The organism is Bradyrhizobium sp. LHD-71 (assembly GCF_031157255.1).
Classification (GTDB): Bacteria; Pseudomonadota; Alphaproteobacteria; order Rhizobiales; family Xanthobacteraceae; genus P52-10.
In genome coordinates this window covers 40,862-61,275 of record NZ_JAVIFX010000019.1, presented here as the reverse complement: position 1 = coordinate 61,275, position 20,414 = coordinate 40,862, and the positions used below count along the sequence as shown (strand labels likewise).

Genomic DNA, 20,414 nt, shown 5'->3' with positions numbered 1-20,414 from the left:
CCCCCACGTCCTCGCCGACTTACGATATTTCCGCTCCCGACACTGCAGCGCGGCCACCAGAGTACGAACAAGATTCGGCTGATCCGGATGACACGACAACGGACAACGCGTTTTCAGTTCAGACAGCCGCCATTGACAGCATTGATGGCTTGCGCCGGCTGATTGCTGATGCCGAGGTGGAGATTGTCCAGCTTGGTCGCGGACGACTCGATGGCTCGCTGACGAAGGCGACGTTTCCTCAGCTGGCCTTCAGCAGAACCGATTTTTCCCTGCCTCTGCGCACATCCGGCATTCTAGGCACGACCAACCTGACAATCTGCATGCTGCTTGACAGCCAAGGCAGGTCGACATCGTGGGCACGCGAGTTGCGGTCGGGCGATGTGTTCGTTGCGGCGCCGGGCGACAATCTCGATGCGGTATGGGGAGAGCGGTCGGCAATGGCCGGCATTTCCATCTCGCCGCAGGATATCGCGTCGATGTTTGCCGGCGAACCTGTCTTGTCCGACGTCGACTACTGGACACGGAACCATCACTATGCGTGCGAGCCGCACCTCCGTGCGACGCTGGCTACGCGCGTGCTGGAAATCGCCGCGTGGCTCGAGCGTCACACCGGACTCTCGACTGCGGCTGTGGACTTCTGGCAGCGGTGCCTGATCGAGGCCTTTACGTCGATCTTCGTCCGTTCGACGCCCCGCCAGATGGGTGAAACGATCCCGTCGGCGTTGAGACTGGTGCGCCAGGTGGAAGAGTACCTGCAGCTTCACGTGAACAGAGCGGTGCATATTTCCGAGATCTGCGCCATGCTGCAGACGTCCCGCCGGACCCTCCATCGCGCCTTTCAGGACGTGCTCGGAATCGGCCCAATCGCGTTCCTTCGCCACCATCGCCTTTGCTCGGTCCATTCGAGACTTCGCCAGGGTGACCCGTCGAACACCCATGTAACTGACGTCGCCACAGAGTTTGGCTTCCTTGAGCACGGGCGCTTTGCGCATCATTATGCCGCGCTGTTCGGGGAATATCCGTCGCAAACACTGTACAAGGCTGGAATGCCGCTCCAACGCGCAAGTTGACGCGACAAACAATTGCCTCACGGCGCGGCCATACGTTCAGCATGTCGAACGCCCTGACCCGCCTTCCCGCCGCCCTCCTGCTTGTGCTCCTTGCTCCGATCGCTGGAGCGCATGCAGAGCCTTGGGATGCAAAGGCAGTAAAGAAGAAAAGCGACGCGCCCGTCGCACGTCCGGCAGACCGCGCCGACGGCATGAAGCCTTGTCCAGAATTTGGCGCAGGCTTCTATCGGCTCGCAGGCTCTGACACCTGCATCCGCATCAGCGGCGGCGTCAGCACTGATCTCGGCGTCTCGGGCACAAGGCGCTGATTCTGCAAGAGATGTACCCCTGCATGTTTGGATGAGCGCAGCAAATCACGGGCAACGCTGCGCCAGATTGCAAAGGACGCGAGTTCCCCGATGGCGCCTTCGCAACGCAGCACCGAACCGACACGACCGCCGATGGATCCAGCCGGCGGCGTTCGCCAGATCAAGCTTCAGCCGCACGAGATGACAGAAAGGGCGACCGCCACGAAGGACGTGTTCGTGCTGGCACACCTCGGCATTCCGCACGTGGATCCGGCTGCATGGCGCCTCACTATCGACGGCCTGCTCGCACGCTCAGTGACGCTGGACCTTGTCGACCTGAAGCGCCGCCCTCGAAAGATCGTCGAGGCCGTTCACAACTGCTGCGGAAGTCCTCTTGAACCGACAGTTGCGACGCGGCGTGCCGTCAACGTTCGCTGGGGCGGCGTCGACCTTGCGGAGCTGCTCGACAACTTCGGGATCGATCCGCGCGCAAAATTTCTGTGGTCATACGGCCTCGATGGCGGCGAATTCGCCGGGAGTTCGATCGATTGGTTCGTCAAAGATCTGCCGCTGGCCCGTCTCGCAGCAGGCGACATCCTGATCGCGTATGAGTTGAACGGTGCGCCCTTGCCGCCCGAGCACGGCTTCCCGGTCCGCCTTGTCGTACCGGGCTACTACGGCACCAACAGTGTCAAATGGCTGTGGCGGCTGCACCTTGCAGACCGTCGTGCCGACAGCCTGTTCACCACGAAGCTCTACAACGACAATGCTTCGGCCGAGGACGTTGCCGCCGGACAACCACCGCAACGACCGGTGTGGGCCATCGCGCCGGAGGCGATCATCGTCACCCCTGCACCGGACGCGGTGCTTGCGGTGAACGAACCTTTCGAAATCACCGGATGGGCATGGTCGTTCCGCGGCATCGCGTGCGTCGAAATCAGCACCGACGACGGCGCAAGCACGCAGCGCGCAAGTCTCGAGGAACGGCGCGGCTGGGCCTGGCAACGTTTCTCGCTGACGTGGCGTCCCTCTTCGCCTGGAGAAACGCGGTTATCCGCACGCGCCATCGAGTCCGGCGGCACCGCGCAGCCGGACATCGGCGCGCGCAACGCGATTCATGTCGTCAAGGTGGTGGTGAGATAACGCGGCAACATCTCTAAAAGTCGTCGGCGCGCAGGCCGCGTCAATGGCCTGCGCGACGCTTGCCTATGGCATCAGCCCCAGGGACCGCGGCGACCGCCACCGTTCCACGGGCCGCGCGGCGCAGCCTGCGCCGTCGTCGTAAAGCCGCCGCGACCGCCGAATTCACCAGCGAGGCGCTGCAGCGCGGCGATGCGATTCTCAGTCGAGGGATGTGTGGCAAAAAGGTTGTCCATCCCCTGCCCCGACAGCGGATTGATGATGAACATGTGCGCCGTCGCCGGATTGCGCTCCGCCTCCGGATTCGGAATCTGGTGCGCGGCGTTGGAGATCTTGGCCAGCGCCGAGGCCAGCCACATCGGCTGGCCGCTGATGCGCGCGCCCATGTCGTCGGCTGCATATTCGCGCGTGCGGCTGATTGCCATTTGCACCAGCATCGCCGCCAGCGGCGCCAGGATCATCATCGCGATCGAGCCGATGATGCCCGGGCCATTCTCGCGATTACCGCCGAAGAACATGCCGAACTGAGCGATCATCGAGATCGCGCCAGCGATCGTCGCGGTGATCGTCATGATCAGCGTGTCATGATTCTTGATGTGCGCGAGTTCGTGCGCGATCACGCCGGCGAGTTCCTCGCGGCTCAGCTGGTTCACCAGGCCGGTCGTGACGGCAACAGCCGCATTCTGCGGATTCCGTCCGGTCGCGAATGCGTTCGGCTGGTCCTCATGCATGATGAAGACGCGCGGCATCGGTAGCCCGGCGTTCCGGGCAAGCTGGCCGACCAGGTTCACGAGATCGGGCGCAGAGCGCGCATCCACTTCCTGCGCACCGTGCATCGACAGCACCATGCGGTCGGAATTCCAGTAGGCGAACAGGTTCATGCCGGCTGCGACGACCAGTGCAATGGTCGCGCCGGAAGCTCCGCCGATCAGATAGCCAACGCCCATGAACAGGCCGGTGAGACCCGCGAGCAGGATGGCAGTCCGGAAGTAGTTCATCGTCGTCTCCTCAAGGCAGCCGGAAATCCTCGCTGCCCTTCGGCAGGACATAGTTATTCGGCAATGGCGGCTTCAAGAACGCCCGATGCGGCGCTGCGTCGCGCAGGCCCACGAAACCTGATCCGCCGGGCATCGTTCTGCGTGCCGCCCGTGCATTGCAGGCAGACTGTACCCGTGGCCGATCGGCGGTTCCCTTGCATCTGAAAGCCGTTAGGATGCGCGTCCCCGATGACCTCAAAAACCAAAAAGCAGGGAGCGACGACCATGGCAAAACTCAACCGTGACGGAGTCAATATCTATTACGAGGTGCACGGCTCCGGCCCGGCGCTGATCCTGACGCACGGCTATTCGGCGACTGCGCAGATGTGGAAGGGGCAGATCGAACCACTGTCGAAGGTCCACACGCTGATCCTGTGGGACATGCGTGGCCACGGCCAGAGCGACTATCCGGCCGATCAATCCGCTTACAGCGAAGACCACACGGTGGCCGACATGGCGGCGCTGCTGGATCAGGTCGGCGCGAAGAAAGCCATCGTCGGCGGGCTGTCACTCGGCGGCTACATGTCGCTCGCTTTCTACCGGAAACATCCCGAGCGCGTGCGCTCGCTGTTGATCATCGACACCGGTCCCGGCTTCAAGAAAGACGACGCGCGCGAGGCGTGGAACCAGAATGCGCTGAACCGCGCTGTCTCTCTGGAAAAGGATGGCCTGGCGACGCTGAAATCCGGCAGTGCCGAGCGCGCCTATGCGGTTCATCGCGATGCGAAGGGCCTTGCCAAGGCGGCGCGCGGCATGCTGACCCAGCGCACAGCCGACGTGATCAATTCGCTGCCCGCTATCAAGGTACCGTCGCTGGTCGTGGTCGGCTCGAAAGACACGCCGTTCATCGCGGCCTCCGACTACATGGCCTCGAAGATTCCCGGCGCGCAGAAGGTCGTGATAGAAGATGCCGGTCACGCCTCGAACATCGACCAGCCGAAGGCGTTCAACGACGCCGTCGTCGGATTCATCGAGAGGCTACCCGCCGCTTAGGAGAGCATTCGCCGCTCTCCCGGAGAGCGCCATGACACGGTCCCGCTTATGGTCCCATTCGTGGCCATTTGCAGTTGCGTTGGCGTGGTGCAGCGCGTCGGCGCACGCGATCGATTTCATCCAGGACCTGGCACGCGCATATCCGACGCTATTCCGCAATTATCAGGCTATGCTGCCGGCTGAATTCGCGGACGCGACCTGGCTGTATCGGCTCGACGGTGTGACGCTCTCCATTGACGAGGGGATGATGATCGACGGCACGCCGTTCATCCGCGTCTATGGCTGCAAACCGCACGCCTGCGGCGACGAGCAGGTGGCGCTGATCTTCTCCACGGACGGCAAGATCGGCGCCATCAAGGTCCGCTCGGCGGAGCTGACCGGCGGGGAAGCGGTCTTTTTCGGGTCGGACCATCCGGCCCTGCGGCGGATCGTCGACCGGGATTTCTGACGGCACCTCGGGCGACCCCTGTCATGTCCGAAAACGGCGAGATTTTGCCCTGTGTCTCTGGCAGGATCGCACCATGAATCTCGATCACGACGCCTGCTACCGGGCGGTCTCCTCGCGCGACGCCCGGTTCGACGGCCGCATCTTCACCGGCGTCAAGACGACCGGCATTTACTGCCGCCCGATCTGTCCGGCGCGGACGCCGAAACGCGAGAACGTCGTATTCTTCGCAACCGCCGCCGCGGCGCAGGAAGCAGGCTTCCGCTCCTGCCTGCGCTGCCGTCCCGAGTGCTCGCCGCAACTCGCGATCTGGCGTGGCACGTCGAACACGGTTTCGCGCGCCCTGGCGCTGATCGCCGAGGGCGCGCTCGACGGGGATGACGCGAGCGTGGAACGTCTTGCAGCGCGGCTCGGCATGGGCGAACGGCAATTGCGGCGCCTGTTCCATCAGCACCTCGGGGCGTCACCTGTCACGGTCGCGCAAACGAACCGGGTCCTGTTCGCCAAACGGCTGATCGCCGAGACAGACATGCCGCTCGCACATGTCGCGCTGGCGTCGGGTTTCGGCAGCGTGCGGCGGTTCAACGCCCTCTTTCAAAAACTCTACCGCCGGCCGCCGGGCAAATTCCGACGAGCGCAATCCGACCGATCCAACGCGGATGCTGCGGCGAATGACTCGGCGCTTGTTCTGTCGCTGCCGTTTGCGCCACCATACGATTGGGATGCCATGCTTGATGCGCTTGCCGGGCGCCCTGACGCCGAAGCCTGCGCGATCGAGAACGGAATTTGGCGCCGCAGGATCTCGCTGGACGGCGCCAACGGGACGGTCGAGGTCGGCATGAGCAATGCACCGCAGGGCGCGCTGCGCGCAACCATCCGCTTTCCAGCCGTTGCGGCATTGCCGGCGATTGTCCGCCGCATTCGTCGCGTGTTCGACCTCTCAGCCGATCCGATCATCATCGGCAAACAGCTCGCTGACGACCCGCTGCTCGCGCCGCTGGTTCGCAAACGACCGGGCCTGCGCGTTCCGGGGACATGGGATGATGCTGCGAGGGACGACGAAGAGGGGCTTGCCTCTTATGACGCGTTCGATCCGACAAGCAGGCCGTTGCACGCGGCGGTTTCCCGTTTGACAGGATGCGGCACGATCTCGCCCGACGCATTACGCAATCGTGCGGAGCAGTGGCGGCCGTGGCGCGCCTATGCCGCGGCGCATCTTTTGGCTGCGGCAGGTTCGATAACGGGTACGAGAACGCTGGGCCGCGAGACGCGACGGAAGCCCGGCCTGCCTGATCTCACTCTACGGGTGGCGCATGCTGGATAAGCTTGCACGCAATGCATTCACGCTGGATCGCGTCCAGACGCCGATCGGCACGATGCTGCTTGTCAGTGATGACGATGGCTGCCTTCGTGCCGCCGACTTCCACGATTACGAAGACCGAATGCACCGCCTGCTGCGGCTGAACTATCCCAGCGGTGGCTACAGCTTGCGTGAGGCGCGGACGCCGGCGCCCATTCGCGAGCACCTTGAGGCCTACTTCGCGGGCCGGCTCGACGCCATCGACCAGATTGACGTCAAGACCGGCGGCACGGCGTTTCAGCAAAAGGTCTGGCGCGCGCTGCGCGATATCGGCGCCGGTAGGACCGAAACCTACGGCCGCCTTGCCGCGCGCATCGGCGCAATCAAGGCCGTCCGGGCAGTCGGCGCCGCAAATGGCGCCAATCCGGTCGGTGTCATCGTGCCGTGCCACCGCGTCATCGGCGCGAATGGCGACCTGACCGGCTATGGCGGCGGCATCGACCGCAAGCGTTGGCTGCTGCGCCATGAAGGCGCAGCTTTCAAGGACGGCACGGCACGGCTGCCGGGCCTTTAGATGTTGATGAGCGGCTCAAGCTTCTCGCTGCGGCGTGCCGCACGCAGAGGCGCGGTATCGGCATAAACGACCTCTTCGGCAATCTTGCCGTCGCGCAGCCGGAACTTGTCGACGCCACGGAAATCGATCCGCTTGCCGCCGGCGACGCGAGACACCTGCCATTCGACGACGACCACATCGCCGCGCGAGGCCCAGTCGAGCAACTGCCAGACCAGATCCGGCGCCTGCTCCTTCTGAACGTCGTTGAGCCGCTCGAGCTCCGCGCCTGCCAAAGCGCGGCCAACGAAGGGCGTACGCAACACGCCTTCAGGATCCCAAAGCTGCAAAAACGCCTTGCCGTCGCGCGCTGCCCAGGCCGCAGCAAATTTCGTGATGAACTCCTGGATCTCTACGTCGGTCATCGTGATCCCCCCTGTCGCAACAGAGCTAGATCGCGCCGAAGACCATGTCTGGCCGATTTCGGACCTCAGGATTTTTCGCATGCGCTGCGCGACCCTTCCGTCCAACGCAACCGCATTGTACGATGGAGCGATCAGACGGACAGTCAGCACGAATGAGGAGCACCGGTGACGCAACGATCGATCGCGTTTTTGCTGTCCCTCACCACAATCATGCTGATGACGTCCGCCACCGCTGAACCTGCGCGGCGCGTTCCGTTTACGGAAAGCCTGTCAAACACTTCACCGTTGAGTTTCGGCATGAGCGCTGCCGAAGCAGCTGCAGCGCTCGGCGTTCCACTCGACTATGTCAGCGGATCACCAGGCAACGAGTTGCTAGCAGCTGCGCGCCCGAACCCAGTTTACTTTGCTCGGGACGCGCGGCTGTTCTTGCAGTTTCGCGGAGGTCGCCTTTCGGGCTGGAAAGGCGACTGGGGCCGCAACTGGATGTGGCAGTAACGTACGAGCCGGGTCTTACCAGGACTTGTAACGCGGCTTGCGCTTTTCCTTCACCGCTGCGATCGCTTCGGCAGCGTCCTCGTCCTCGCGCACCGCGGTCAATGAGCGCTGCGCCCGGCCCGAGAGCTCGGACGGCCCCTTCGGGAGGACGGTTTCGGTGACGAAGCGCTTGAGGGTCTTCAACACCAGCGGCGAGAATTCGGTCATCTCGCGTGCCATCGCCAGCGCTGCTTCCACCTGCTTGCCCGTCGGCACCACTTCATTACAGAGCCCGACATTGTAGCCGCGCTGCGCGTCGATGTTGCGGCAGAGCAGGATCATTTCCATCGCGACCTTGTGCGGGATGCGAGCGGCAAGGCCAGCGATCAGTCCACCGGTGAAGCCCATACGTGCTTCCGGATAGGCGAACTTGGTGTTCTCGGCAGCCACCGTCATATCGCACATCATCGACAGCACCAGCGCGCCACCGACGCACCAGCCGGCAACCGCCGAGATGATCGGCTTTTCGGTCTGGAAGCCCACGGTTGGAATGCAGCGCCAGAGTTCAGGGAAGTTGCCGGTGTCGGCGCCGCCGGAAAATGCATCGTTGCCCGCACCGGTAAGGACTGCGCACTTCTGGGTGTGCGACGCCTCGAACTCGACGAACGCCTTCTGCAAAAGCAACGCCGTCTCCGCGCAGATGGCGTTGCGCTTTTCGGGGCGGTTGATCATGATCAGGGTGGTGCCGTCGGCGTTGTTCTCCACCAGGACTTTCTGCATTGCTTTTTCCTTATGCTTGAATTGCAGAGTTGGGACCGTCTCGCGGGACGAAATACCCTTCAAAAAGCCTTGTAGTGGCCTATGCTACGCCTGTACAGGGCCGGAAAAGTTGGACCTTCCATTCGCGAAGACGTTGCTTGCCGGCCTTCCCCGCATCGCAGGCTTCCGCCTGAGCAATCAAAAAAAGGATATCGTCATGGGACAGGATGTGACGCTCACGTCGTCGGACGGGTTCAAGCTTGGCGCCTACCGCGCCGACCCGAAGGGAGCGCCGAAGGGCGCCATTGTCGTCATTCAGGAAATCTTCGGCGTCAATCATCACATCCGCGCGGTGGTCGACCGGCTAGCAGACGAAGGCTATGTAGCGATCGCGCCGGCCGTGTTCGATCGCATGCAGCCGAACTTCCAGACCGGCTACACCCCCGACGACATTGCCACCGCGCGCACGATGGTCGGCAAAGCGGATTTCCCGGCGATGCTGCGTGACACCCAGGCGGCGATCGATGCCGTCAAGAGTGTCGGCCCGGTCGGCATTACCGGCTTCTGCATGGGCGGCACCATCACCTTTCTGGCGGCAGCGCAGCTGTCGGGTCTGAAGGCCGCAGTGGCCTATTACGGCGGGCAGATTGCCAAAAATGTCGAGCAGAAGCCGAAGGTTGCGACCATGATGCATTTCGGCGAAAAGGACGCCGGCATCCCGATGCCCGACGTCGAAACGATCAAGGCCAAGCACCCCGACGCCGAGATCTTCGTTTATGATAACGCGCAGCATGGCTTCCACTGCGACGAGCGCGCGAGCTACGACAAGAAGAGCGCCGACGCGGCCTGGAAGCGCACCATGGACTTCTTTGCGAAGCACTTGAAGTGAGAGAACGGGCGTCGGCTTTCCGTCAGTCTGAGCGACGCGAGGCCGTCGCGTCGCTCAGAACCATCGCTCACCGACGATGACGGTGTCGCCCGGTTGAAGTGGCGCGTTGGGCGTTGCGACGATCCGGGCCTGGCCCATTTGATTGGCGCGGGTGATCGACACCGAATTGCGCTTGGCGCGCGGCGTGTATCCGCCGGCGATCGCGACCGCCGCCTCCGCCGTCAGGTTCGGCACGTAAGGATACTGGCCGGGTGCCGTGACCTCGCCGAGAATGAAGAACGGCCGGTAGGCTTCGATTTCGACCGCGACGTAAGGTTCGCGGATGAAGCCCGCACGCAGACGCGCGGTGATAGCTGCCGCAAGCTCGGCCGGAGTGCAGCCGCGCGCCGACACCGCGCCGATCAGCGGCATCGTGACAACACCGGACGCATCCACCGAATATGAATTGGTCAGACCGTCCTGGCCGAACACGACGATGCGCAGGCGATCGCCGGCGTCGAGACGATAGGCAGCATCGTGCGGCGCGACGGTCGCTGTCACCGCGACGGGCCCTGGCACCGCTATGGCTGCAGGAGCTGCAACGGCGACCGGCCGCCTCGAGCGGAAGAGATTGTTCAACAATCCCGGCCTCGACGACGCCGCGATCGGACGCGGCAGCGGCAGGTTTTGGCCCTGCGCGGTCACGACCGGTGGCGGATTCGGGGCTACGGATGGTGGAGGTGGGGGCGCGAGCGCGACGGGCGGCCCTCCCGATGCGGGCGGCGGCATCGGCCCCTTGCCATAGGCCATCGCATCGAGTTCGGAGCGGCCCGGCGCCCCCGGTTGCGTGACGACCGGACGTTGCGGCTGAGGTTGAGCAGATGGCGATGCGTAACGAGACGCAGGCGCGTAGGCCACGGGCCCACGTCGCTGCATGCACCCGGACAAAATCAGGGCAGCGGTCGCAACCGTGAACGAAATCTTAAGAACGCGCGACACCAGCACCGGACTGCGATCCCCACAAAGAGACACGTCCGATTTGCGCCCGTTAAGGTTAATAAACGGTGTGAAAGAGTTTCGTCGCGCCGAAATTCAGGCGACCGTCGCCGCATCGTCCTTCAACGACGCTGGCGTTCCCGCTCGCCCGTAGCTGTTCGGAGAACGGCGTCGTTTCCGCTCGCCTATAGCCGTTCGAAGAACGGCGTCGCTTCCGCTCGCCTATGGCCGTTCAAACAACGGCATCGCTCCGCTCGCCTACCCCGATCGGGCACGACACGCCGGTGCCACCGAGCCCGCAATAGCCGGCAGGATTCTTGGCGAGATACTGTTGGTGATAATCCTCCGCAAAATAAAACGGGCCCGCCGGCGCGATCTCGGTCGTGATGGCGCTATAGCCCTTCGCCGCCAGCGCTGCGGCGAACATCGCTTTCGACGCTTCCGCGGCTTTGTGCTGCGCTTCACCGAAGGTGTAGATCGCCGAGCGATATTGCGTGCCGATATCGTTGCCCTGACGCATGCCCTGCGTTGGGTCATGATTCTCCCAGAACGTCTTCAGCAGCTTCTCGTAAGAGAGTTTTGCCGGGTCGAACGCGACGAGCACGACTTCGGTGTGCCCGGTGCGCCCTGAACAGACTTCCTCATAGGTCGGGTTGGGGGTGTGGCCGCCGGCATAGCCGACTGCGGTCACGAACACGCCGTCGCCCAGTTCCCAGAACTTGCGCTCGGCACCCCAGAAACAACCCATCGCGAATATTGCCTGCTCAAGCACCTGCGGATAAGGCGGCTTGAGCTGATGGCCATTCACGAAGTGATATGTCGCCGTCGGAATCGGCGTGGCGCGTCCGGGCAGCGCTTGCGCGGCCGTCGGCAATTCCAGTGACTTGCGCGTGGACCACATCGTTCATCTCCCTGGCCTGTGAGCGGCCAAACTATACGGTGCTCACTATATAATGACACGCTTGAGAAATGTGACCCGCAGCTCCGATCAGATCGACGGCATCAGTCCCGCACGTAACCGATCAGCTGTTTTTTGGGCCGAAACAGCAGCATCAGGAGAATGCCAAGCACCCCAAGCACCGCCCAGGTCGGCTGGTTCAAAATGAACCGGCCGGCGCTATCCCAGAGCCAGGGCACACTGGCCTCAAGCATCACCCGGAGCGACTGCTGACTGGACTGATGGATATCGTTCCAGAATTCGCCAAGACGGGTCAAGCGCAGCGTCTGGTCGGCGATCGAACGCTGGCCGTCGTAGACCAGAAAGATGAACCCGGCGGCAAGCAGCAGCAGCCCGATAAAACGGAACAGACCCCGGATCATGCATTCACCCAGATTGGCACCCCGTTCCGAAATAGCTGCGGCTTCTGATGATTTCAACCGAAACGGCCCGCCGGCCGAGCCCGGGCGGCGTGCCGAAACGCCCCTGCCGCCCCTTCTCCGGCGTTGACGATGGCGAGGCCCGCCCTTATAAGGCCGGGCAGATGGCGGCGGGCTGAAATCCTGCCGCCGATGTTCTTTCAGGAACAGTTTGAGCACACGCAAGCCGCGCGCCGCGGATCGATCCAGTCGATAGGCGCGTCAGGTTGCCGTCCGAAGGATAACGAGAGAATGGCGAATACGACCTCCGCCCGCAAGGCGACCCGAAAGATTGCTCGCCGCACGGCCATCAACAAGTCGCGCCGCACCGGCATGCGCAATTCGGTTCGCGCCGTGGAGCAGGCCGTCGCAAAGGGCGACCGCGAGGCGGCAATCAAGGCACTGAAGATTGCCGAGCCGGAGTTGATGCGCGCGGCACAGAAGAACATCGTTCACAGAAACGCCGCGAGCCGAAAGGTCTCACGTCTTACGCATCAGATCGCGAAGCTCGCAAAAGCAAACTGACTTTTGCGAACGAGATCGATCCGGCTTGGATCCTGATTGCAGCCCGGCTCTTGCCGGGCTTTTTATTTTCACAGCGACACCGATCGTCCGAGGCGCTTTTGTCGCAGCGCACGATGGACGGCTGCCGCGATCATCGCTCATCAAAAAAGACGACACTCGCACGAGAGCCGTTCGTGCGTTGTCATCTCTTTGCGCGCGCACCTACAAAAAGTTGCATGCGCCTTTTGCGCAGAAAAATATCCGAACCGAGAACTACTTAGACGGTACGCTGAAAGTAGCAGTTGGAAAACGTCGCGAAGCGCTCAAGTCGCGATGACATTTTTAAGAAATAAATTTCGGGGCGACATGTCAGATGGCTCGCGCTGTCACACTTAGATTAACCGCGCAGATTCAACCTCTTGCTTTGCGTCGATTGAAGCACGGCGCATTGCGCGCAATCACATAAGCTGCAGCGACGCAAAAACAGTTGCACAAAAGTCATTGCGAGCCCATGGCGGTTATGTTTTTTTAAGTTTGTTCGCGGCGCCCGCGATCTTGGAAAGCGGAAGGCTAACAGGTGACGGGCGAACGTGCAGAGTGGTGGCGGCAAGCGCGTTAAGCGGCGATTCCAATCGACGATGAGTTGGCAACTCATGCGTTTATGAGAATGGTTGTGCTGTGTCTGCTGTTGAGTGAAGTTTGCTGGAGTGGGGGTTTGGTTGCGTACCAAAACAAGAAGTGCGGGTTGAAGTGGCGGGGTTAGCGTACGCGGCGTAACGATCCTGCAGGATGACCGAGATCTCAACCCGGTCGATTGCTGCAGGCATCGAAACTGAATCTGGACAAACTGGCGTTCTTACAAATCTTGCCGCGGCGGTACCGCGGGAGGCATGGGGCTCTATTATGCGAAGCAAACTGATCGGGCAGGCTAAATTGATCACGCTCCCGTCGGCTCATTATCAGCCGTTCGACGACGATCGCCCATCGAGCCACGCGCACGTGGCCCTCAACTCTGCCGCTTCGCTCCCCATCCGCTCTGTCAGCTTCAAGCCGCCCAGTCCTCGCTGACCTTTCGCCGACGCTGCCTGACAACTCACTGACTTGAGGCCCGGCTCGAAAGCGCCGGACGAAGCCTCGTCTCCGAAATCAGGCGGCCGCTGGTGTCAGGTCGCGCGGGTCCGCAAGGCGTGCGGGCATCGCAATTCCCAACTCTTCTCTCAGGCTCAGACAGAAAAGACATGCAGACAATGGCTATCAATGACGACGAATGCTGGTCACGGGTAAAGGGGCGCCTGCGGTCCAACGTTGGCGAGGATGTCTATTCGAGCTGGTTCGCGCGCATGGACCTCGAGAGAGTGAGCGACGGCGCTGCGCATATGTCGGTGCCGACCCGCTTTCTGAAGAGCTGGATTCAGTCGCACTACGCCGATTGCGTCCTCTCGTGCTGGCAGGCCGAGGTTCCGACGCTGCAGCGGGTCGACCTCACGGTTCGCTCGCCGATCCGTCAGGCGGCGCTCATGAAGGAGGGCAAGGTCCCCGCTGAGGACCTGCGTGGCGACCGCAACGTGACACGGCCGCTGAGCGCCGTGCGTGTCAACGGCATGCCGACTGCCGACTCCGCCGACGCATTCGGGCCCTCGCCGCTCGATCCACGCCTGACCTTCGAGAGCTTCGTGGTCGGGCGGTCGAACACGCTGGCGCACGCCGCCGCAAAGCAGGTGGCGGAGGGCCGCCGCGGCGATCCTGTGATGTTCAATCCGCTGTACGTCCATGCCGGCGTCGGCCTTGGCAAGACTCATCTCTTGCAGGCGGTCACCTTTGCCGGCAACGCGAGCGGCCAACGCAAGGTGCTGTACCTCACGGCCGAGAAATTCATGTACGGTTTCGTGCAGGCGCTGAAGAGCCAGACCGCGCTTGCATTCAAGGAGACGCTGCGTGGGATCGACGTGCTGGTGATCGACGACCTGCAATTCCTGCAGGGAAAATCGACCCAGGCCGAGTTCTGCCATACGCTGAACGCGCTGATCGATTCCGGCCGCCAGGTGGTGATCGCCGCCGACCGCCCGCCATCCGATCTTGAAAGCCTCGACGACCGTGTTCGCTCGCGACTCGCCGGTGGCCTCGTGGTGGAGATGGGATCGCTCGGCGAAGAACTGCGACTGGAGATACTCAAGTCGCGCGTCGCCGCGGTCCGCGTCCATCACCACGGCTTCGATGTACCGCACGCGGTGCTCGAATATCTGGCGAAGTCGATCACTCACAACGGCCGTGATCTCGAAGGCGCAATCAACCGCTTGCTGGCGCACAACACGTTGAGCGGACAGCCGGTGACGCTCGATATGGCCGAGCGCGAGGTGCGCGACCTGATCCGCCCGCAGGAGCCGAAGCGGGTGAAGATCGAGGACATCCAGCGCGTGGTCGCGCGGCAATACAATGTCAGCCGCTCCGACCTGCTTTCGTCGCGCCGGACGGCGAATGTGGTGCGGCCGCGTCAGGTGGCGATGTACCTGTCAAAGACGCTGACGTTGCGCTCGTTGCCCGAGATCGGCCGGCGGTTCGGCGGCCGGGACCACACCACGGTGCTGCACGCCGTGCGCAAGATCGAAGCGCTGGTGGGGAAGGATCCGGTGCTGGCCGACGAGGTCGAGCTCTTGAAGCGCCAGCTTCAGGAATAACGGCGACCGGGAACACCCGGACGTCCAAGAAAACGCTGTCGAAAATGCTGCGGGCGCGGGGGTCAACTCTTGCGCTCGCCGGCCATCCGCGCCACCCTGCGATCCCCTCGGCGGACCTTCGGGAACCCGCCAGCCAGGAGCATTTTCCGGAAAGGCGGCTACCGGCTTTCCGCCAGAAAATGCGACCACTAAAAGGAATCTGGAACGTTCTCCGTTCAAACCTGAACGGAATATGGTCCAGACGCTGCGACGCCTCGGCTCAAGAGGCCGTGGCTCCTCAATCATTCGGGATCATTCGGGCGGGTTTGAGTAATGAAGGTCACCGTCGAGCGCGCGCAACTTCTCAAGTCGCTGGGCCACGTTCACCGTGTGGTTGAACGCCGCAACACGATTCCCATTCTCGGCAACGTGCTGCTGCGCGCCGAAAACTCACGCCTCAGCCTGAAGGCGACTGATCTCGATCTCGAGATCACCGAGACGCTTGCAGCGGATGTTGCGACCAGCGGCTCGACCACAGTGCCGGCGCACATGCTTTATGACATCGTCCGCAAGCTTCCCGACGGCTCGCAGATCGTGCTGGAAGCGACCGGTGATCGCGCTGTGCTCGCCATCCGCGCCGCCCGCTCCCGCTTCACGCTGCAGACCTTGCCGGAGAGCGATTTCCCAGATCTTGCCGCGGGCGAGATGACGCATACCTTCACGCTCGGCGCCGCCGACGTGAAGCGGCTGATCGACCGCACCCAGTTTGCGATCTCAACCGAAGAAACCCGCTACTACTTGAACGGCATCTACCTGCACAGCGCCGGCTCGGCAACGAATGCGACGCTGCGTGCAGTCGCCACCGACGGGCACCGGTTGGCGCAGATCGACCTTGCGCTGCCGAGCGGCGCGAACGGCATGCCGGGCGTCATCGTCCCGCGCAAGACCGTCGGCGAGGTGCAGCGGCTGATCGACGATCCCGAGGCCGCCGTGACCGTCGAGCTCAGCCTGGGCAAGATTCGCTTCACCATCGGCAACGTGGTCCTCACCTCGAAGCTGATCGACGGCACCTTCCCGGACTACGGCCGCGTGATCCCGGCCAACAATGACAAGCAACTCATCGTCGACAAGCACGACTTCGAGCAGGCGGTCGACCGCGTCTCGACGATCTCCAGCGAACGGGGACGCGCGGTGAAGCTGGCGCTTGCCAGCGGCAAGCTGGTGCTGTCGGTGACGAACCCGGATTCCGGCAGCGCGACCGAGGAACTCGAGGTCGATTACGCAGCCGACGCGCTCGATATCGGCTTCAACTCGCGTTACCTGCTCGATATCGCCGCTCAGATCGAGGGAGACGTCGCAGTACTGCGGCTGGCCGATCCGGGATCGCCGACGCTGATCCAGGACAAGGACTCCAAGGGCGCGCTGTATGTGCTGATGCCGATGCGGGTGTGAGGCGCGGACCGCATCTCAAGAGGAACGGTCGCAGGGCGCGCGAATGCATCCGCGCCTTTGCGGCGCTGGGATCGAGCCGTTGGCGCTCCCCAGGACGGGTTTCATGCTTCGTGGGCGGCATTGAGAGGCTTGCGGCGGTCATCCCGACCTCAATATCTGTGCTCAGATGACCGTCTCCAGGATCCTGCGCTTAAGCCTGACGCATTTTCGCAACTACCGTGCGGCGAGCGTCGACGTACGCGGCGATCTGGTGGTGCTGGCGGGGCCGAACGGCGCGGGCAAGACCAACTGCCTTGAGGCCATCTCCTTCCTTTCGCCGGGACGCGGGCTGCGCCGGGCCACTCTGGACGACGTCGCCGACAACCAGGGCGACGGCTCGTGGGCGGTCGCGGCCGAGGTTGAGGGCGCGCTCGGCCTCGCAACCCTTGGCACTGGAATCGACGCGCCGGCTGCGGAAGAGGCCACCACGACGCGCCGCTGCCGCATCGATCGCGAGCCGGTCTCGTCGGCAGCCGCCTTCGGCGACCATCTGCGCATGGTCTGGCTGACGCCTGCCATGGATGGACTGTTCCTCGGCCCGGCCTCGGATCGACGCAGGTTCCTCGACCGCCTGGTGCTTGCGCTCGACAGCGGCCATTCCGCGCGCGTCAACGCGCTGGAGCGGTCGCTGCGCTCGCGCAATCGCCTGCTGGAAGACGCCCGTGCCGATCCGCACTGGCTTGACGCGATCGAGCACGAGACGGCGCAGCTCGCGGTCGCAGTCGCGGCGATGCGCAGTGAGACCGTCACGCGGCTGCAGACCGCACTGGCGGCGCGCGGCGATGGCTCCGCGTTTCCGACCGCGACGATCACCCTTGACGGCTGGATGGAGATCGAACTCTTGAACGAACCGGCGCTCGCGGTCGAGGATCGCTATCGCGCGATCCTGCGCGAAGCGCGGCCGAGGGATGCCGCGGCTGGCCGCACGCTCGACGGCGCGCATCTGACCGATCTCAACGTCATCTATGCGCCGAAGAACACCCCGGCCAAGGATGCATCCACCGGCGAACAGAAGGCGCTGCTGATCGGTCTCGTTCTGGCACACGCAGGCCTCGTCGCGCAGATGACCGGCATCACGCCGCTGCTCCTGCTCGATGAGGTTGTGGCCCATCTCGATCCTGGTCGCCGCGCGGCGCTGTTCGGAGAACTCGAGCGTCTCGGCGCGCAGGTCTGGATGACCGGCGCCGACCCTCAGGCCTTCACTGCAATCGGCCCCCGCGCGCAGGTTTTCGACGTCGAGGCCGGCCGCGTTGCGCTCAAAAAATAAGCCGGTCCACGGGCGGAATCCGGGTCCAAACGGCCCCATTGACGCCTGCGAATCGGACTTTCAAAGCCCCTTTCCAGGGGCTGAATCGAGGCTTGAAAAAGTGTTAAAAAACACCATCTATTCAATAGCTTAAAAGGCGAGAGATTGCCCTGTACGCACTTCCGCTTTCGTGGCACAAAATCATCTTTTCCGCGCGTCCGGATCGCCTTCGATTCGATGCGCCTCCCATGGGCCTTTGCATGACCGAACCTGCCCGGCGTACCGACGCCGAAACTGCACTTACTCCCTCGCCGGAATACGGCGCCGAATCGATCAAGGTGCTCAAAGGACTCGACGCTGTCCGCAAGCGTCCGGGTATGTACATCGGCGACACCGACGACGGCTCGGGCCTGCATCATATGGTCTACGAGGTCGTCGACAACGCGATCGACGAAGCGCTCGCGGGCCACGCGGCGTCGGTCAGCATCGTGCTCAATCCGGACGGCTCGGTGACCGTGCGCGACGATGGCCGCGGCATTCCAACCGGCATTCACAAGGACGAAGGCGTCTCGGCGGCCGAGGTCATCATGACCCAGCTCCATGCCGGCGGAAAATTCGATCAGAATTCCTACAAGGTTTCGGGTGGCCTGCACGGCGTCGGCGTCTCGGTCGTCAATGCGCTGTCCACCAAGCTGCAACTGCGCATCTGGCGCGACGGCAAGGAACACTACATGGAGTTCGCGCACGGCGAGGCGGTCGCGCCGCTGGCCGTAGTCGGTGATGCGAACGGCGAGCGCGGCACCGAAGTGACCTTCCTTCCCTCGCCTGAAACCTTCACGATGGTGGAGTTCGATTTCGCGACGCTTGAGCATCGGCTGCGCGAACTCGCCTTCCTGAACTCGGGCGTCAGCATCGTTCTGTCGGACAGACGCCATGCCGTCGAGAAGCGCGAGGAGATGCGCTACGACGGCGGCATCGAGGCGTTCGTCAAATATATCGACCGCAACAAGAGCGGCATCATGCCCTCGCCGATCACCATCCAGGCGGAGCAGAACGGTATCGGCGTCGAATGCGCGCTGTGGTGGAACGACAGCTATCATGAGAACGTGCTGTGCTTCACCAACAACATCCCCCAGCGCGACGGCGGCACACATCTCGCAGGCTTCCGCGGCGCGCTGACGCGCCAGGTCACCGGCTATTCCGAGAGCAGCGGCATCGCCAAGAAGGAAAAGGTTTCGCTGACCGGCGACGACTGTCGCGAAGGCCTCACCGCGGTTCTGTCGGTGAAGGTGCCCGATCCGAAGTTCTCGTCGCAGACCAAGGACAAGCTGGTATCGTCCGAAGTCCGCCCGGTCGTCGAAAGCGTCCTCAACGAGGCGCTGCGGGCATGGTTCGAGGAGCATCCGTCGGAAGCCAAGTCGGTCGTCGGCAAGGTGATCCAGGCCGCTGCCGCACGCGAGGCGGCGCGCAAGGCGCGCGACTCGATACGCAAGGATCCGCTCAGCGTCTCGTCGCTGCCGGGCAAGCTGGCGGATTGCCAGGAGAAGGATCCGGCGAAGTCGGAGCTCTTCATCGTCGAGGGCGATTCGGCCGGCGGCTCCGCCAAACAGGGCCGCAACCGCGAGTTCCAGGCGGTGCTGCCGCTGCGCGGAAAGATCCTGAACGTCGAACGGGTTCAGTCCGGAAAGATCCTGTCCTCGGAACAGATCGGCACGCTGGTGACCGCGCTCGGCGTCGGCATCGAAATCGGCGGACAGAAGGACGACGATTCGAGCTCGGGGGGCCGGGGCGGTGTCCGCTTCACGCTGGACAAGCTGCGCTACCACCGGATCATCATCATGACCGACGCCGACGTGGACGGCGCACACATCCGCACGCTGCTGCTGACGTTCTTCTACCGGCAGATGCCCGAGCTGATCGATCGGGGCCACCTCTACATCGCGCAGCCGCCGCTTTACAAAGTCTCGCGCGGCAAGTCCGAGCAGTACTTGAAGGACGAGCGCGCGCTTGAAGACTATCTGATCGACACCGGGCTCGAAGAGTCGGTCCTGAAGCTCGCGAACGGCTCCGAGCGCGGCGGACGCGACCTGCGGACGCTTGTCGAGGACGCACGCGTCATTCGCAGCGTGCTGCACGGCCTGCACTCGCGCTACAACCGCGGCGTGGTCGAGCAGGCGGCGATCGCCGGCGTCCTGAACCCGCGGGTCACAGCCGATCCGGCGACGGCGGGAGCCGCGGCCGAATACATCGCCAAACGCCTGGACGCGCTGGCCGAAGAGGTCGAACGCGGCTGGAGCGGGCGCTACACGGAGGGCGAAGGCTTTGCATTCGAGCGCACGGTGCGCGGCGTCAGGGAACATGCCGTCATCGACGACGCCTTGCTGGGCTCCGCGGACGCTCGCAAGCTGGACGAGTTCGCGGCCAGCCTGCAGGACACCTACGCGCGCATCGGCACTCTGCGCCGCAAGGATGTCGAGACGCTGATCTATGGCCCGGTCGGCCTGTTCGAGGCCGTCACGGATGTCGGCCGGAAGGGCGTCACCATGCAGCGCTACAAAGGTCTCGGCGAGATGAATGCCGATCAGCTTTGGGAAACCACGCTCGACGTCAACGGCCGATCGCTGCTGCAGGTGAAGGTGAAGGAGGTCGACGAGGCCGACGACATCTTCACCAAGCTGATGGGCGACGTGGTCGAGCCGCGCCGCGAGTTCATTCAGGACAACGCGCTGTCGGCCAGCGTCGACGTGTAGGGTCATTGGCCTCCGGCACAGGTGCAACCCAGCGCCGGAGGCGTGGTGATCGCCGTCCGGCATCGTTCG

The 20,414-nt window shown here is 63.4% G+C and carries 21 protein-coding genes; 14 read left to right on the top strand and 7 right to left on the bottom strand.

Going from position 1 to position 20,414, the window contains the following annotated elements; genetic code table 11:
- Positions 1 to 149 precede the first annotated feature (149 nt).
- The 3 genes from RCO31_RS20935 to RCO31_RS20930 all read left to right on the top strand — a co-directional run bounded on the left by RCO31_RS20935 (position 150) and on the right by RCO31_RS20930 (position 2,500).
- Complete coding sequence (locus RCO31_RS20935; protein ID WP_308970409.1) at positions 150 to 1,070, top strand: helix-turn-helix domain-containing protein; 921 nt, start codon at positions 150 to 152, stop codon at positions 1,068 to 1,070.
- A gap of 41 nt (positions 1,071 to 1,111) precedes the next feature.
- On the top strand, positions 1,112 to 1,378 hold the full coding sequence (locus RCO31_RS34785; protein WP_374991516.1) for a porin: 267 nt from the start codon (positions 1,112 to 1,114) through the stop codon (positions 1,376 to 1,378).
- Between the two features lie 90 nt (positions 1,379 to 1,468).
- A complete protein-coding gene (locus tag RCO31_RS20930; protein WP_308970407.1) occupies positions 1,469 to 2,500 on the top strand; it encodes a molybdopterin-dependent oxidoreductase in 1,032 nt (343 codons plus the stop codon).
- A gap of 71 nt (positions 2,501 to 2,571) precedes the next feature.
- Here RCO31_RS20930 and htpX read toward each other — a convergent pair whose 3' ends face one another.
- Positions 2,572 to 3,495 (bottom strand): zinc metalloprotease HtpX, encoded by a 924-nt coding sequence (gene htpX / locus RCO31_RS20925; RefSeq protein ID WP_308970406.1) that lies wholly within the window; start codon positions 3,493 to 3,495, stop codon positions 2,572 to 2,574.
- Positions 3,496 to 3,759: 264 nt separating this feature from the next.
- On the opposite strand from htpX, the gene RCO31_RS20920 reads away from it, so the two are divergent.
- The 4 genes from RCO31_RS20920 to RCO31_RS20905 all read left to right on the top strand — a co-directional run bounded on the left by RCO31_RS20920 (position 3,760) and on the right by RCO31_RS20905 (position 6,846).
- Positions 3,760 to 4,527 (top strand): alpha/beta fold hydrolase, encoded by a 768-nt coding sequence (locus tag RCO31_RS20920; protein ID WP_308970405.1) that lies wholly within the window; start codon positions 3,760 to 3,762, stop codon positions 4,525 to 4,527.
- A gap of 31 nt (positions 4,528 to 4,558) precedes the next feature.
- A complete protein-coding gene (locus RCO31_RS20915) occupies positions 4,559 to 4,975 on the top strand; it encodes a hypothetical protein (protein ID WP_308970403.1) in 417 nt (138 codons plus the stop codon).
- Between the two features lie 73 nt (positions 4,976 to 5,048).
- Positions 5,049 to 6,296: an Ada metal-binding domain-containing protein gene (locus RCO31_RS20910; RefSeq protein WP_308970402.1), complete on the top strand. Its 1,248-nt coding sequence runs from the start codon at positions 5,049 to 5,051 to the stop codon at positions 6,294 to 6,296.
- Positions 6,286 to 6,846, top strand: coding sequence for a methylated-DNA--[protein]-cysteine S-methyltransferase (locus RCO31_RS20905; RefSeq protein WP_308970401.1), 561 nt, complete (start codon positions 6,286 to 6,288; stop codon positions 6,844 to 6,846). The genes RCO31_RS20910 and RCO31_RS20905 overlap by 11 nt, the downstream gene beginning before the upstream one ends.
- Here RCO31_RS20905 and RCO31_RS20900 read toward each other — a convergent pair.
- A complete protein-coding gene (locus tag RCO31_RS20900; protein ID WP_308970400.1) occupies positions 6,843 to 7,247 on the bottom strand; it encodes a nuclear transport factor 2 family protein in 405 nt (134 codons plus the stop codon). The genes RCO31_RS20905 and RCO31_RS20900 overlap by 4 nt on opposite strands.
- A gap of 143 nt (positions 7,248 to 7,390) precedes the next feature.
- A complete protein-coding gene (locus RCO31_RS20895) occupies positions 7,391 to 7,546 on the bottom strand; it encodes a hypothetical protein (protein ID WP_308970399.1) in 156 nt (51 codons plus the stop codon).
- Between RCO31_RS20895 and RCO31_RS20890 the strand changes: the two genes are divergently transcribed.
- Positions 7,545 to 7,742, top strand: a complete 198-nt coding sequence (locus tag RCO31_RS20890) for a hypothetical protein (RefSeq protein WP_308970398.1) — start codon at positions 7,545 to 7,547, stop codon at positions 7,740 to 7,742. The two genes, RCO31_RS20895 and RCO31_RS20890, sit on opposite strands and share 2 nt — an antisense overlap.
- 15 nt (positions 7,743 to 7,757) lie before the next feature.
- Here RCO31_RS20890 and RCO31_RS20885 read toward each other — a convergent pair whose 3' ends face one another.
- Positions 7,758 to 8,501, bottom strand: a complete 744-nt coding sequence (locus RCO31_RS20885; protein WP_308970397.1) for an enoyl-CoA hydratase/isomerase family protein — start codon at positions 8,499 to 8,501, stop codon at positions 7,758 to 7,760.
- A 196-nt stretch (positions 8,502 to 8,697) separates the two neighbouring features.
- On the opposite strand from RCO31_RS20885, the gene RCO31_RS20880 reads away from it, so the two are divergent.
- On the top strand, positions 8,698 to 9,369 hold the full coding sequence (locus RCO31_RS20880; RefSeq protein ID WP_308970396.1) for a dienelactone hydrolase family protein: 672 nt from the start codon (positions 8,698 to 8,700) through the stop codon (positions 9,367 to 9,369).
- 54 nt (positions 9,370 to 9,423) lie between these two features.
- On the opposite strand, the gene RCO31_RS20875 is transcribed toward RCO31_RS20880, so the two are convergent.
- The 3 genes from RCO31_RS20875 to RCO31_RS20865 form a co-directional block, all read right to left on the bottom strand.
- On the bottom strand, positions 9,424 to 10,284 hold the full coding sequence (locus RCO31_RS20875) for a polysaccharide biosynthesis/export family protein (RefSeq protein ID WP_374991518.1): 861 nt from the start codon (positions 10,282 to 10,284) through the stop codon (positions 9,424 to 9,426).
- Between the two features lie 292 nt (positions 10,285 to 10,576).
- Positions 10,577 to 11,245, bottom strand: coding sequence for a peptide-methionine (S)-S-oxide reductase MsrA (gene msrA, locus RCO31_RS20870; protein WP_308970394.1), 669 nt, complete (start codon positions 11,243 to 11,245; stop codon positions 10,577 to 10,579).
- A gap of 101 nt (positions 11,246 to 11,346) precedes the next feature.
- Positions 11,347 to 11,664 (bottom strand): hypothetical protein, encoded by a 318-nt coding sequence (locus RCO31_RS20865; protein ID WP_308970496.1) that lies wholly within the window; start codon positions 11,662 to 11,664, stop codon positions 11,347 to 11,349.
- Between the two features lie 288 nt (positions 11,665 to 11,952).
- Here RCO31_RS20865 and rpsT point away from each other — a divergent pair, with 288 nt between their 5' ends.
- The 5 genes from rpsT to gyrB all read left to right on the top strand — a co-directional run bounded on the left by rpsT (position 11,953) and on the right by gyrB (position 20,345).
- Positions 11,953 to 12,225 (top strand): 30S ribosomal protein S20, encoded by a 273-nt coding sequence (rpsT, locus tag RCO31_RS20860; protein ID WP_308970393.1) that lies wholly within the window; start codon positions 11,953 to 11,955, stop codon positions 12,223 to 12,225.
- A 1,226-nt stretch (positions 12,226 to 13,451) separates the two neighbouring features.
- Entirely contained in the window at positions 13,452 to 14,879 is a 1,428-nt protein-coding gene (gene dnaA, locus RCO31_RS20855) for a chromosomal replication initiator protein DnaA (protein WP_308970392.1), read from the top strand.
- A 312-nt stretch (positions 14,880 to 15,191) separates the two neighbouring features.
- A complete protein-coding gene (gene dnaN, locus RCO31_RS20850; RefSeq protein WP_308970391.1) occupies positions 15,192 to 16,310 on the top strand; it encodes a DNA polymerase III subunit beta in 1,119 nt (372 codons plus the stop codon).
- A 166-nt stretch (positions 16,311 to 16,476) separates the two neighbouring features.
- Positions 16,477 to 17,616 carry a DNA replication/repair protein RecF gene (gene recF / locus RCO31_RS20845; protein ID WP_308970389.1) on the top strand — a complete coding sequence of 380 codons (1,140 nt, stop codon included), beginning with the start codon at positions 16,477 to 16,479 and terminating at the stop codon, positions 17,614 to 17,616.
- 239 nt (positions 17,617 to 17,855) lie between these two features.
- Positions 17,856 to 20,345, top strand: a complete 2,490-nt coding sequence (gyrB, locus tag RCO31_RS20840) for a DNA topoisomerase (ATP-hydrolyzing) subunit B (RefSeq protein ID WP_308970388.1) — start codon at positions 17,856 to 17,858, stop codon at positions 20,343 to 20,345.
- Positions 20,346 to 20,414 lie beyond the last annotated feature (69 nt).

What these genes read in the sequence shown, in the direction of transcription:
- RCO31_RS20895 (WP_308970399.1), bottom strand. Translation starts at nt 7,546, where the DNA reads ATGCCGAAACTCAACGGTGAAGTGTTTGACAGGCTTTCCGTAAACGGA.
- RCO31_RS20915 (WP_308970403.1), top strand. Translation starts at nt 4,559, where the DNA reads ATGACACGGTCCCGCTTATGGTCCCATTCGTGGCCATTTGCAGTTGCG.
- gyrB (WP_308970388.1), top strand. Translation starts at nt 17,856, where the DNA reads ATGACCGAACCTGCCCGGCGTACCGACGCCGAAACTGCACTTACTCCC.
- RCO31_RS34785 (WP_374991516.1), top strand. Translation starts at nt 1,112, where the DNA reads ATGTCGAACGCCCTGACCCGCCTTCCCGCCGCCCTCCTGCTTGTGCTC.
- RCO31_RS20875 (WP_374991518.1), bottom strand. Translation starts at nt 10,284, where the DNA reads ATGCAGCGACGTGGGCCCGTGGCCTACGCGCCTGCGTCTCGTTACGCA.
- recF (WP_308970389.1), top strand. Translation starts at nt 16,477, where the DNA reads ATGACCGTCTCCAGGATCCTGCGCTTAAGCCTGACGCATTTTCGCAAC.
- RCO31_RS20865 (WP_308970496.1), bottom strand. Translation starts at nt 11,664, where the DNA reads ATGATCCGGGGTCTGTTCCGTTTTATCGGGCTGCTGCTGCTTGCCGCC.
- RCO31_RS20905 (WP_308970401.1), top strand. Translation starts at nt 6,286, where the DNA reads ATGCTGGATAAGCTTGCACGCAATGCATTCACGCTGGATCGCGTCCAG.
- RCO31_RS20910 (WP_308970402.1), top strand. Translation starts at nt 5,049, where the DNA reads ATGAATCTCGATCACGACGCCTGCTACCGGGCGGTCTCCTCGCGCGAC.
- rpsT (WP_308970393.1), top strand. Translation starts at nt 11,953, where the DNA reads ATGGCGAATACGACCTCCGCCCGCAAGGCGACCCGAAAGATTGCTCGC.
- htpX (WP_308970406.1), bottom strand. Translation starts at nt 3,495, where the DNA reads ATGAACTACTTCCGGACTGCCATCCTGCTCGCGGGTCTCACCGGCCTG.
- RCO31_RS20920 (WP_308970405.1), top strand. Translation starts at nt 3,760, where the DNA reads ATGGCAAAACTCAACCGTGACGGAGTCAATATCTATTACGAGGTGCAC.
- RCO31_RS20880 (WP_308970396.1), top strand. Translation starts at nt 8,698, where the DNA reads ATGGGACAGGATGTGACGCTCACGTCGTCGGACGGGTTCAAGCTTGGC.
- RCO31_RS20890 (WP_308970398.1), top strand. Translation starts at nt 7,545, where the DNA reads ATGAGCGCTGCCGAAGCAGCTGCAGCGCTCGGCGTTCCACTCGACTAT.
- dnaA (WP_308970392.1), top strand. Translation starts at nt 13,452, where the DNA reads ATGGCTATCAATGACGACGAATGCTGGTCACGGGTAAAGGGGCGCCTG.
- dnaN (WP_308970391.1), top strand. Translation starts at nt 15,192, where the DNA reads ATGAAGGTCACCGTCGAGCGCGCGCAACTTCTCAAGTCGCTGGGCCAC.
- msrA (WP_308970394.1), bottom strand. Translation starts at nt 11,245, where the DNA reads ATGTGGTCCACGCGCAAGTCACTGGAATTGCCGACGGCCGCGCAAGCG.
- RCO31_RS20900 (WP_308970400.1), bottom strand. Translation starts at nt 7,247, where the DNA reads ATGACCGACGTAGAGATCCAGGAGTTCATCACGAAATTTGCTGCGGCC.
- RCO31_RS20930 (WP_308970407.1), top strand. Translation starts at nt 1,469, where the DNA reads ATGGCGCCTTCGCAACGCAGCACCGAACCGACACGACCGCCGATGGAT.
- RCO31_RS20885 (WP_308970397.1), bottom strand. Translation starts at nt 8,501, where the DNA reads ATGCAGAAAGTCCTGGTGGAGAACAACGCCGACGGCACCACCCTGATC.